Annotated in this window: 15 protein-coding genes; 6 read left to right on the top strand and 9 right to left on the bottom strand. The window is 47.6% G+C overall.

The window, feature by feature from the left end:
- Positions 1-91: 91 nt before the first annotated feature.
- The 6 genes from ACE5KN_RS05160 to ACE5KN_RS05135 all read right to left on the bottom strand — a co-directional run bounded on the left by ACE5KN_RS05160 (position 92) and on the right by ACE5KN_RS05135 (position 3,883).
- The gene (locus tag ACE5KN_RS05160; RefSeq protein WP_375523275.1) at positions 92-514 is read right to left on the bottom strand and encodes a phage tail assembly chaperone; all 423 of its coding nucleotides are present in this window, start codon (positions 512-514) and stop codon (positions 92-94) included.
- A 79-nt stretch (positions 515-593) separates the two neighbouring features.
- Positions 594-1,052 (bottom strand): phage tail tube protein, encoded by a 459-nt coding sequence (locus ACE5KN_RS05155; protein ID WP_375523276.1) that lies wholly within the window; start codon positions 1,050-1,052, stop codon positions 594-596.
- A 1-nt stretch (position 1,053) separates the two neighbouring features.
- Positions 1,054-2,370, bottom strand: coding sequence for a phage tail sheath family protein (locus ACE5KN_RS05150; RefSeq protein WP_375523277.1), 1,317 nt, complete (start codon positions 2,368-2,370; stop codon positions 1,054-1,056).
- Entirely contained in the window at positions 2,370-2,582 is a 213-nt protein-coding gene (locus ACE5KN_RS05145; RefSeq protein WP_375523278.1) for a hypothetical protein, read from the bottom strand. Before ACE5KN_RS05145 ends, ACE5KN_RS05150 begins: the two co-directional genes overlap by 1 nt.
- A gap of 35 nt (positions 2,583-2,617) precedes the next feature.
- Positions 2,618-3,031 (bottom strand): hypothetical protein, encoded by a 414-nt coding sequence (locus ACE5KN_RS05140; protein WP_375523279.1) that lies wholly within the window; start codon positions 3,029-3,031, stop codon positions 2,618-2,620.
- A 381-nt stretch (positions 3,032-3,412) separates the two neighbouring features.
- Positions 3,413-3,883, bottom strand: a complete 471-nt coding sequence (locus ACE5KN_RS05135; protein ID WP_375523280.1) for an ArpU family phage packaging/lysis transcriptional regulator — start codon at positions 3,881-3,883, stop codon at positions 3,413-3,415.
- A gap of 360 nt (positions 3,884-4,243) precedes the next feature.
- Here ACE5KN_RS05135 and ACE5KN_RS05130 point away from each other — a divergent pair, with 360 nt between their 5' ends.
- From ACE5KN_RS05130 to ACE5KN_RS05115, 4 genes are all read left to right on the top strand, one after another.
- Positions 4,244-4,684, top strand: a complete 441-nt coding sequence (locus ACE5KN_RS05130) for a helix-turn-helix domain-containing protein (protein WP_375523281.1) — start codon at positions 4,244-4,246, stop codon at positions 4,682-4,684.
- Positions 4,685-4,724: 40 nt separating this feature from the next.
- Positions 4,725-5,183 carry an ImmA/IrrE family metallo-endopeptidase gene (locus tag ACE5KN_RS05125; protein ID WP_375523282.1) on the top strand — a complete coding sequence of 153 codons (459 nt, stop codon included), beginning with the start codon at positions 4,725-4,727 and terminating at the stop codon, positions 5,181-5,183.
- Positions 5,184-5,531: 348 nt separating this feature from the next.
- Entirely contained in the window at positions 5,532-7,400 is a 1,869-nt protein-coding gene (locus ACE5KN_RS05120) for a 5'-nucleotidase C-terminal domain-containing protein (protein ID WP_375523283.1), read from the top strand.
- A 161-nt stretch (positions 7,401-7,561) separates the two neighbouring features.
- Positions 7,562-8,233, top strand: a complete 672-nt coding sequence (locus ACE5KN_RS05115) for a 3'-5' exonuclease (RefSeq protein ID WP_375523284.1) — start codon at positions 7,562-7,564, stop codon at positions 8,231-8,233.
- A 27-nt stretch (positions 8,234-8,260) separates the two neighbouring features.
- Here ACE5KN_RS05115 and ACE5KN_RS05110 read toward each other — a convergent pair whose 3' ends face one another.
- The 3 genes from ACE5KN_RS05110 to ACE5KN_RS05100 form a co-directional block, all read right to left on the bottom strand.
- Positions 8,261-9,271: a helix-turn-helix transcriptional regulator gene (locus ACE5KN_RS05110; protein ID WP_375523285.1), complete on the bottom strand. Its 1,011-nt coding sequence runs from the start codon at positions 9,269-9,271 to the stop codon at positions 8,261-8,263.
- Positions 9,272-9,415: 144 nt separating this feature from the next.
- The gene (locus ACE5KN_RS05105; protein ID WP_375523286.1) at positions 9,416-10,114 is read right to left on the bottom strand and encodes a hypothetical protein; all 699 of its coding nucleotides are present in this window, start codon (positions 10,112-10,114) and stop codon (positions 9,416-9,418) included.
- 222 nt (positions 10,115-10,336) lie between these two features.
- Positions 10,337-10,492, bottom strand: a complete 156-nt coding sequence (locus ACE5KN_RS05100) for a hypothetical protein (RefSeq protein WP_375523287.1) — start codon at positions 10,490-10,492, stop codon at positions 10,337-10,339.
- 180 nt (positions 10,493-10,672) lie between these two features.
- Here ACE5KN_RS05100 and ACE5KN_RS05095 point away from each other — a divergent pair, with 180 nt between their 5' ends.
- On the top strand, positions 10,673-11,101 hold the full coding sequence (locus tag ACE5KN_RS05095; RefSeq protein WP_375523288.1) for a hypothetical protein: 429 nt from the start codon (positions 10,673-10,675) through the stop codon (positions 11,099-11,101).
- A 38-nt stretch (positions 11,102-11,139) separates the two neighbouring features.
- A complete protein-coding gene (locus tag ACE5KN_RS05090; protein ID WP_375523289.1) occupies positions 11,140-11,844 on the top strand; it encodes an AIM24 family protein in 705 nt (234 codons plus the stop codon).
- Positions 11,845-11,863: the final 19 nt, after the last annotated feature.

Below are 11,863 nucleotides of genomic sequence, written 5' to 3'. Positions count from 1 at the left end.
TGCTGAGAGAATGACATTAGGTGATGTGGGAGTATATGAAGCTCGTGGAGGGCATAGTAAGCCAAGTTTGCTTCACTATCGCCCTCTTTGATCAGTTTTTTACTTCATCTACCAGCTCATTCATGTCCCGGTTAAACCCGTTAAGCGCCTGTACTTTTTCACCAAGAGCGGCAAACTCGCCTGGCAAGAGCATTTTTCGAAGGAGGGACTCGGCTCCAAGGACACCATAAGAACGCTGCAATTCGGCATCCTTCAGATCCGGGTAAACAATACTGGCAGCCATCAGCTTACCCATATATTCATTTGGATCAATCTCTTGTGTATACGTTCCGTTTTTACCTTTAATTTTGCGGGTAGCCGCTTTACGGCATTCCTGGTTTTCTTCCTCAGTCATGCTGCGAAGCTTCCATGCTACCGCATTTCCATTCTCATCTTTAAAACGCTCCGAAACGATGAATTCCTCGATAGTATCCACAGGGACATTTTGTGCGAAAAAGAGACTCAGATTACTCATAATTACCTCCGTAATTTATAATTAATTTGGCCCGCAAGTTCATCTTACGGGCCATTTTTTATTTTAACGTTCCAACAGCTTAAGCAGGTGCATTAAAGGCGTTGGCAATTTCGACGTCTTCAAATGTAAAGCTTACCTCTTCCTCAAGTGCATCTGATTCGGTGTCAAGAGAAGCCATAATGACACTATCCAGGTTGACTCCTTTAAGAGTCACAGTTTGCTTGCCGATAGAAGACGTAGGATCCTCATTTGTAACCTCAATATCAAAATATTGATCGACACCTGTTTTCATATAGTCCAGCATCATTTGCCGGAAGCGTGTAGTCATATAAAAAATCGTCATCGAGCCGGAACCAGACCAGCCGGTAGCCTTATGCTGAACGCCCCGGCGCCCAAGCGTCTTTACTTCAGCCTTCTGTTTCTCAACAGTAGCTTCCAACGTTTTTACATAGAACATTTCTTCGACTTGGCCATTAATTGTGGCGTATGCGCGTCCTTCTTGTCCGGAAATCGTATCACTAGCTTTCAAAAATGCCATCTTAAGCCACCTTCACTTTCATGTATACTTTTTCAACAGAATCCACCGGCTGTAAGGACAGTTCCACTACGATACTGTCACTTTCAGCACCTGCCAAAACCTGAATATCCGTTTGAGAATTGAAGTTTTGCACTGCACCGATGTTTTGCAGATCGTTCAGATAAGAAACACACTGAGAACGGAACAGGTTCCGGCCGTCATCGTTATTATTGACTTTACCAATAAAATAGGATTCAAAAATTCGCTTCAAATCGTTCGCAACACTATCCAATACCCGCACTACACGGTTTTTGGAAAAATGTTTAGCTTTATCAGGGGACAAAGACGTAAATGTATTAATGTCCTGTTCTACTACCGCTTTACCGTTGCTAGCAGTAAACACAAACTGACCTTGCTTCAGCGCTGCTTCCATTTCAGCATTTGTCAGCTTGCCGTTAACATCTGCAGCATCATCATATGCCTGGTAGGTAAGGGACTCATTCACAGCTGCTCCTGCCGTTGCACCCGCAACCCAAGCTGTTACATGTTTGGCATACAAAACAGTTCCATCCGTCAGAGTTACCCCGTTTTTAACACTGATAATACCTTCATGGTCAGCAGCTGTATAATCAGCCAGCACTGCCTGAATTTTTTTGCCTTCCGTTTCGCGCAATCTTTTAACATACGCAGAGTAGACAGATTTGAGGGCAGCATCATCAGATACCAATGCGATCGCTTGGAAATCCATGACTTCAAGAGCTTGCAAATAGGAAGTATGATCCTGATTCGAAACGGTACCATCCGTGCCATCCTTAAGCGGAGCCCCGGCTGTCAATTCAGGCTGACCCTCACCCTGGAATACAACATATTTATTGTTTTCCAGTTCCTCCAAAGATGCAACAGATTGAACATCTACTCGCTCTCCAGCAAGGAAGGTTTCAACATCAAATTTAGTATCATCATTAATATTGGGGGTGATAACAATAGAGATATCATTACCACGAATACCACCAAATACAGCTGTTACCAGCAGCGTACCGATCGTAGCAGAAGCTTTAACCCCTTCGTTTAAGCGATAAAGTAACAGCGTCTTTGCTCTTTTTAGCGTTTCGCGAATGACTAGCATTTGAGAAGAGGTAATATCATAGCCAAGCTTATCTTTAAGATCTTCTCCAGCTTGAATTGTAATAATTTTCTTCGGTTCACCCCAAGACAACGGGAGTGCCATACTTACTGTTCCACGTTCACCCAAGGTCCCCAGTGAATTTGCCTCAGAAACAAAGTTAATATATACCCCAGGTCGTACCTTGTTTTGTACCGTCCATGTTCCTCCAGCCATTAGAATGCCTCCTTAGTCAGAAACTGGGCAAGCATTTTATTTGCCTGCTCCAATGTGTAAGTTTTATCTTCTTGCATAAGTCCTGCCAGAACATCCTTCTCCAGCGTACTAAAGCGGTTTGATGTTACAAACTGCCCTTTAGTGTATTGAGTCTGGGCCGATCCTTCAGTGATGCTGGCTTCAGAAGCATTAACCACTTTTTTAGTAGCCATTTTATGTCCTCCAAATCTTTGAAAAGAAATTATGTTTACTTGATTCCTAACGGTTTCTGATCCATGCTTTGCATTTTCACTGCAGATTCCCGCTGCCTGATTGACCTAATCATATAAACCACGGTAGCCTTTGATGTTGAATTTTGATGTTCCCAAATCACTTCACTCGCTCGGCAGAACAGCTCTCCCTGATCCAGGGTTTCCAATGCCTCAATGAGTCTGTCAACCAGTTGTTCCTGAGAGCTCTGTCCCGTTGAAGAAACGTACACTTCAAAACTGTAAAGTCCCACCAGTCTGTCACTGCGTTCCCTCGTAAATGCAATTTTCGCCAAATGATAACCCAGATCATTATCGCTCGTTTGCCCGCTGGTATAAGCTCCAATTCTCAAATCAGGAAAACTTTTTTCCAAATGAGCTTTAAAAGCCTGAGTCATAAGCTCAGCATTCATGGAACCCCTCCTTTCACATTTTTAGACCGAGCATCACCCCCAGTCATTTAAAAGCTCTTCAACGTGATTGAAAAAGCTTACTTTCGGAAGATGAAGAGTTCACCACTGGTAAAGCGGCTTGCACTAAGCAGCCTTGCGGAATAAGCTTCCTGAACGTTTGGTGTCCCTTGCCTTCATTCCCGATGCTATAATCTTACACCCCCAAAACGTATGCGCTGACGCGAAAAAGCACGAATATCGACCGAATAAGAGACAACAATCGGCGGCAAAAAGTAGAACACATGTTCGCTATTTTGTGATACAATATGTTCAGCCCGGTCCAGACGCGAAAAAACCGGATCAGCCTGTACGGCCAATCCGGTTCTGTTATCTTTCTACATATTATTTTACTGCCGCTTTCTTGTATAAATCGTCGAGCTTCATCCAGCCTAGGTCCGCAAGAGCTAGAGCCATTTTATAAAAAGCACGGGCTCGGATTTTCATATAGGTGTCCTTGCTGACTGGCGGATCAAAGACATGATTGTAAATTTTATAATCGAACACATCGTCCTGCTTCAGGTAGCGTTCTCTGATCAGCAGCTGTTCCCGTTCATTCAGGCGGCTCACGATGCTGTCCACCGTGTCGCAATAAGCGGCTCTTGCAGCAGGGGCATCTACATTATATATCGCGGTGCGTGCAGTGGAATCGGATATCAGATTCGTCGGGCCGTGGGGCCTGTCTGTATAGGATGCCGTTACGGACACCTCGCGGTCCATAAACGTGATCGTTTTATAAATGCGGTATTTTTCAAACACAGCCTCCAGGGCAGTTTGTGTTTTGCGGCGGTCCAGTTCAGGTAAATAAATATTCATCAGCCAGTCTCCTTTACTATGCCTTTTGGCAATGATTTAAGTGCAATGAAGGACCTCTGCTGTCATTCCGAAATGTTGATTCTTCACGAGGCACAATAGAAGGTTTACATTTTGTTCGTATTTTTGTTCGCGTTTAACCATAACATACCACTTTATGGTGGACGAACCAAACCGCATATTAGCCCGTTTTTCCCAAAAAAAAGTGGCTGTTCTTTCATTTACTATGCCTTTTGGCATGATTATTGCCATTTTCCTTTACCTTTTGGTATCAAAGTTTTATTATAGTATTACGTAGGCCGGCCAGCTTGAATGCTTGCCTGCACAATGCTTTGGATCCTGTATAAAGGAGTGTCCGTCAACGTGGAAAACCCTTCATTCGGAAAATACCTGAAACAGTTAAGAGAGCAAAAAGAGGTAAGTATTAATCAGCTCGCTGAAGCGGCGGGCATCAGCAACTCACAAATATCACGGATTGAGAACGGCTTGCGCGGCGTACCCAAGCCAGCCACGATCCGCAAGCTGGCCGATGCGCTCTCGGTGCCCTACGCCGAGATGATGAAGCAGGCAGGGTATCTTGAACACGACGCAAGTGAGGAAGCTGCAGCAGGTTCCCCGGACTGGGCCAGCTCAAGGGACCGCCGGGACTTCAAAAAAATGCTTGAAGAAGACGGAGAGCTGATGTTCGACGGCATTCCGCTCGATGAGGACGACAAGAGGCGGATCAGGGATGTGCTCACAGGACTGTTTTGGGAAGCCAAGCAAATGAACAAGCGCAAGCCTCCATCCACCAAGGGGAAATGAGGCCAAGCCTCCATTTATTAACCGATAGCAGGTGAACACTATGCATGAGATGATACAGAAGCTGGTTAAAAAATACCAAACCAACTGTCCATTTGAAATCGCCCGCTCACTCGGCATACATATCCGCTACTCAGATTTGGGCAAGACGACTAAAGGGCTCTACTTCCGCAAGCTCCGGCGCCGCTTCATCGTGCTTCATAACGGCCTGACTCCGGAATGGGAACGCTTTGTATGCGCCCATGAACTGGGCCATGACCGGCTTCACAAAGGAATCAGCCGTTTCTTTCTGGAAGAGCATTCCTATTTTCAACCGGGAAAATGGGAGCGGCAGGCCAACCGGTTTGCCGTCCTGCTGCTGAGCGAAGGCCAGCCTCCGCACCCGGACGAGCCCTTGGACGCGTATCTTCCGCGCATCGGCCTGCCCCGCGAAGCCTCCATGTTCTGGCCACAGCCTGCGGAGCGGGAATCCGGCACTTCCTTGCTCACAGATATAGATTAAAGGAAGCCTCCATTCAAGCTCCTTTCATCATTTCAAAGAAACCTGGTATTTTGTCAGCTCCATGGCATCTATTTTTACGTAAATCCCAAGATTTATTTACAATTCTCTGATAAAATATCAGCTATGAGTGAGAGTTCAAAAAGTCAGGTTTTCAGCACCGAGAAGGTTGGATGAAGATAGGGCCTGAGGAGCGGAGCGTACTTGGAGTACGTGAGCACCGGAAGGCCCGGCTGAATTCAAGATTCGATGTCGAGTCCGCTTCCTGATTTCCTTCGTGATCAAAAGATGACTTTTTGAACTACCTCTATGGTAGATTTGCATTTTTGTTGTGGGAGGATGATGTATTCAATGAATCAAAAGAAAAGGTTTGCTTCCGCTCTGCTAAGCGCCACCGTACTGTTCGGCAGCTTTGGCGCCGCCGTCTCCGCGGCTCCGGCGACTGATGGTGCCGCTGCCCCCGAAGGCAGCAAGCACATCACGATTTTACATACCAATGATGTTCATTCCCATGCTGTTGAGAACGGGGAAGAAATGGGCTATGCCAAGCTGGCCGGCATCATTGACAAGTACCGCAGCGAGAACCCAGACTCGCTCCTGCTCGATGACGGCGACGCTGTCCATGGAACAACATTCGCCACACTAGTCAACGGCGAGAGTGTCGTGAAAGTCATGAACGAGATGGGCTATGATGCCATGGCTCCGGGCAATCATGAATTTAACTATGGCTGGCAGCACCTCGTGAAGCTTGCCGGCGAGCTGAAGTTCCCAATGCTCAGCGCCAATGTGAAGCAGACCGACGGCAGCCGTTTGTTTGAGCCTTACACCATTAAAGAAATAGACGGCGTGAAAATCGGCATTATTGGCCTTACCACTCCGGAAACGGCATACAAAACCAATCCAAAGAATGTGGAAGGCATTGAATTTGCCGATCCGGTTAAAGAAACGCAGGCTATGGTGAATGAAATCAAGGATAAGGTTGACGTGGTCGTTGTGCTTGGTCATATCGGACAGGATGAGGCCAGTACGGATACCAGCCTGAAGATTGCCCAGCAAGTTTCCGGCATTGACGTGTTCATCGACGGCCACAGCCACACTGTGCTTCAGGATGGACTGGTTGGCGGCAACGGCACACTGATTGCAAGCGCTGGCGAATATTCCAAGTTCCTCGGTGTGGTTGACCTGTATCTTGATGAAAAGAACGAAGTGATCAGCAAAAAAGCAACGCTGGTGGACTCTAAGGAAGCTGCGGATATCAAGCCTGATGCTGATGTTGCTGCTCTAGTGAAATCCATCCAGGATGAGCAAAAGCCCATTCTGGAGGAAAAAGTGGCAACAAGCGCGGTAAATCTGAACGGGGAACGTGAAAACGTACGCGCAGGTGAAACCAACCTTGGTGATCTGATCGCCGATGCAATCAGGGATGTCAGCGGCGCTGATGTCGCTTTGACGAATGGCGGCGGCATTCGTACCTCCATTCCAGCCGGTGACGTAACCAAAGGACAAGTCATCAGTGTGCTTCCTTTTGGCAACCAGGTCGTAACGCTCGAAGTAACCGGTGCGGATATTAAAGCTGCGCTTGAGAACGGTGTATCTGCCTACCCTGAACCAAGCGGAGGATTTCCGCAGGTATCAGGCATGACGTTCAAGATTGATACGTCCGCGGCTGCGGGCAACCGTGTCACTTCTCTCATGATTGGCGGCAAACCATATGATCCGGCAGCAAAGTACACTTTGGCTACCAATGACTTTACAGCGGTAGGCGGCGACCAATACACCATGTTTACGAAATACCCGCAGGCTGGCATGTTCGGCTCGATGGATGAAGCGCTGATCAACTACATGCAGGAGCTTGGCGCAGCCAATGTACAGGCAGATGGACGCATCACCGAAGTAGCCGCAGGCGGAAGCACAGAGGTTGAGGTTGAGCCTGCACCGACTCCGGCTCCGGCTCCGCAACCTGCCCCAACACCTGTACCGGAAACAGCTCCAACACCTGCACCGGTAGTTGAGAAGCCTGCACCTGTACCTGCTCCTAAGCCAAGCACATCAAAAGCTCAGGACACAGCAGCTGGCGAGGTATATGTTGTAAAATCCGGAGATACGCTGTACGCGATTGCCAAGCAATACGGCACAACGTGGCAGCAGCTGCAGAAGCTGAATAAGATCAAAAACGCACATTGGATTTATCCGGGACAAAAAATCAAAATCCCTGCCTGATGTCAAGCATTCATCATAAATAACAGCATAAAGAGAGCGGAGCATGCCTCGTTGCATAAGCTCCACTCTCTTTTTTTCGGCCAGCTCTGTCCGTGTATGCTGACATACGCTTCATTTACATGTAAGATGGATTAGAATAACATGCAAAAGGAGCAGTTCTTATGGTTTATATCATATACGACCTGGAGTTTACAGTCAGCCGCGATCCCCGGTACTCCTCCGAAATCATAGATATTGGCGCAGTTAAGATAGAACAGCAGGAAGCCGGGCTGGAGATTACCGATACCTTTCATACCTTCGTCCGTCCCTCCAATAGACCCGTGCTGTCCGCGGAAACCGTTCGTTTCACTGGTATTACACAAAAGGATATCGATGCGGCTCCCCTTTTCCCGCAAGCGATCAAGCAGTTTAGCGAATGGCTGGGCACTGATCATGCCTACAGCTTATGCGCATGGGGACCGGATGACCGGATGAAGCTGGTTTCACACTGCCGCACTCATCATGTGGATCTGTCCTGGATCGTGAATACCAACGATATCCAAAAGCAGATTTCCCGTATTTTGAGCGGGCAAGGCAAATACCGTCAGCTCAGCCTGAGTCAGGTGCTGGAATTGTGCCAAATCGAATTTGACGGCCGCCAGCACAGCGCCCTCGATGACGCTTTGAATACCGCACAGGTCTTCATGCGTTATTTTGACAGACTTGTCATGGAGACGAACAGCGCCACCGACAATGAAGGCTCAGGGTCCAAGCTGGTGTATTCCAGCACCGATGAGGATGACAATGAACCCTATAATCCGTTCGGCAATCTGGCTGATCTGTTCAAAAAATAAATCATTACCCCAGGACTGCGATTGTTGTCACTGGGGTTCTTTGCTTGCTGCCACCTCATGGCTGTGCTCCGGTTCAACATACAGCCGGACCCATGAAGCGAGCATATCGGCAAATTGCTTGCGCTGAGCGGCGGGTTGCAGGATTTCAGCTCCAGGCCCAAACTTTTTCAACCAGTTCAAAAATTCGTTTTCATTATTCACCACGACTTCGAATAGCAGACTGCCATCCGACAATTGCTGTATATCCGGTTTTACAAACAGCTCTTCAGCCCGGACAGCCCCTGCCCACTCAGGAGAAAAGCGGACAACAAACCGGGTGGCGCTGCCGCCTCCACCCTCCACTCCCCAAGTGTTCCTGAAAAAGGATTCCACTTCCATTTTATCCTTGGAAAAGGTATGGGGAAGAATACGGACATTCCGGAAGCGGCTGATGCGGAACGTTCGAACGGCTGAACGGTAATGGCAGTAGCCAAGCATGTAAAAGCGCCGTTCCTGTGGAATCAGACAATAAGGATCAATGCGCAGAGTAGAGATCTCTTCCTCATGCGACAGGGGATGATACTCTGCTTCTATCGTATGCTGCGAGAGACTCGCCAAAATAATAGGCATTAAAAAATACGGCTGTTCTTCCCGGTCTGCCTGTCTCCCAAGCCGGATAATGTTGGATACCTGCTGGGCAATATGGGCCTGCTCGATCTTTTTCTTGTGTGTCGAAGCCATGACTTTCTCGTACGCCCGTTCAAAAGCCGCAGGAAGCATCGGTTTAATTTTGTCCATAACGCCGGACAGCATGGAAAAGGCCGCAGCCTCCTCTTCTGTCCAATTCGGAGGATATAAGGCAAAATTGCTGATAAAGGTATAACCTTTGCCATGTCCCAGATTCGTAATCGGAATATGCATCGCGCTCAGCGCCTCCATATCCCGGTAAATGGTCCGTTCGGAAGTCTCACATCTTTCCGCAAGCTCTCTGGCAAGTATACCCGGATTAGCCTGCACGATGGTGATAATCCGCATGAGTCGAATTAGTCGATCGGTCAATAGAGGCCCTCCTCTCACACACTCGTTATGTTGCGAATTAGACCTACACAATTATCCTGAAAGTACAATATTAGTCATAATTCTGCGAAGTTATCGGCATTTCCGTTGCCTTTTTTGGACAAATCTTTACATTGAAATTAAGACTTATGAGCTGTGTTTAAAGCTTCTCTTATAGGTCTCGTCCCATTGTCGCTGTAAGCCTAAAAACATCTCCGCCTCATGCAGATAGTCCAAATCACCTGTTCTTGCAGCCATCAACAGCAGCATGTCTGCATGTCTACGCAATATCCAGCTACCTTCGTCCTTCTTTCCTTTTTCGTAAAAACGAAGGGTTTTCTTTAGTACATAGGATGATTCATCCAATCTCATAAATTTCTCTACTCTGGGATCGGCAGCAAGCTGAAGAAGGCCCAGATGATAGGTAAACTGGATGTAGATACGCTCCGAGCGAACCACCACCCGCTTTTCCGACAAAGGTTTGTGCCAGCTCCATTCCATTGTTGCGACAGGCTGCTTCCCGCTGTTATGCTTGTCGAAAAAGAAGACAAAAATGGCATGTCTATGCTTGCCGTTATACAGATGCCCGCAATGAAACACGGTTTCTTGCTCGTAATCTGCCTTCTTTGGATTGATTTTGGGACCGCTCTTATGTATCACCCTAACTCCGCTCTCCGGTATAATACGCAGCTGCAAGTCGAATCCGACAAGTTTTGGTTTGACAGCCGCTTTTCTTTTCGGAATCGCTCCGCAGCCCCATTCTACAAGCAAATGCACCTGGCCGGCACCCTTCGCCAGAACCGCCTCCCTGTCCCATGTGTAATTAACGTTGATAGTTGAATTCATTTTCCAAGTCCCCCCCATTCTGTAAATCACCTCTTACGTTAGCAGGAGACCTCGACACTATATTGTCAGGGAACATATGTTTCATGATAAAAATACCTTTTTTTTATACGAAAAGTATACAAATATGTAAGATTATCTTAGCATTGACGAAAAAACTTGCATAAAAACGAAAAAAGCGACCCGCATAAGCGGGCCGCTTGAACTATAAAAACAGGGGCCGTTTTAGGAAAGGGTAGAGTATCGACTGATTTCTCCCTTATTAACCGCTTTCTTTTGAATTGGAGCATACGTTACGCTGTCGATTACCAGTTTTTTGTCAAGAGGTTTTCCGTTGACTGTAATCATTATTGTTTTGAATGCTTTCTCTGCATTATTCATAGGTTATCTCCTTACACTATAATATTTCATCATGGCATCCGGGATAGAGCATACGCTTGTGAAAGGTGGCTTGCTGCGCCACTTTCTTCATATACCCAATTTAAGGTACACTTAAACCATCCAAATAAAACATTTCTCAAAGCATCCTTGCTTGAATGAACATATAAAGGAGGGGCGTAGATGGAAATCCACATCAGGCGCAGGCTGGCGCCATTCATTCTTGCTGCGTCCCTGCTGGCAGGTGCCCAGCTTACCTTTCCGGACAACGCGCAAGCGAGCTGGAGCGGTATTGTGGAAGAATGGGAGCGGTATTCCAATCTGCCCGAAGAGGTTAACCGGCTGCATGAAAGCTATCAGCAGACCCAGGAGCAATTAAAGAAGGCCCAGGAAAATCTGAAGTCCTACCAGGAGCAAAACGCACAATTACTGGAACAAAACCGCAAGCTGACCGAAACGGTAACTGAGCTGACCCGGCTTCAACAACGGCGGGAAGCGGCCCTGCACCGCAATAAAATCATCTTTTGGACCTCACTTGGCCTGCTGGTCGGTTATTTTGTGTTTATCAGACTGATGCGATATATGATGAAACGCAAATCCGACCGGCTATAAGTCTGATGAGCAGCACAGCATGAAAGGAAGTGCGGATTATGAACATTACGGCTGGTGAATACCAGGACGGCTCCTCGGGTACAGCAGTGACCTTTACTCTGGAGGACCGGGAGCTCGTTCACGTCCTGCATCCGCAGCAGATTATCGCTTACCGGGGCCCAAGCAGCGGCCGTTCCGACAAGCTGATGAATATCAAGGGAATTTACCGCAAACGGAAGCTGATCCAGGGCGATTTTACAGGACCATGCCGTTTCACCGCGGCGCTTCCCCCAGGCTTCTCCCTCAAAATGATCACTCTGGAAGACGGAAGCGATCTGCTGTATGATTTCAAGCATCTTTTTTGCTACTCAAGCGGAATCCGCATGAAGACCAAGGTGCTGAGCATGAAAAATATGCTGTTCACCCGCGATGCCGTTAAAATCAAATTTGCAGGAAGCGGGCAAATCGGCTTATTGACCCAGGGTGTGGTCTGTCAGGAAGTGCTGCACCCCACGGAGCCGTTGTATATCGACGCCCGCAGCGTCATCGCCTATCCGGAGAACGCCAGCCTGGAGCTGACTGTATATGGCAACAATCTGGCCAGTCAGCATATGAACTACCATTTTAAAATGACCGGCCACGGCACCGTGCTGTTTCAGGCAGGTGAATATAATCGGCGGCTGGCGCAGGATCTGGACGACGAAGGCGTGATCAAACGCTTTTTGCGGGAGGCGCTTCCGTTTGGCGGTGTTTTCATAAAATAGAACAAATCCCGTATTCATG

The sequence above is a fragment of the Paenibacillus terreus genome (assembly GCF_042138595.1).
Classification (GTDB): Bacteria; Bacillota; Bacilli; order Paenibacillales; family Paenibacillaceae; genus Paenibacillus; species Paenibacillus terreus.
The sequence above is the reverse complement of the archived record's forward strand: the minus strand, read 5'-3'. Positions and strand labels throughout refer to the sequence as shown.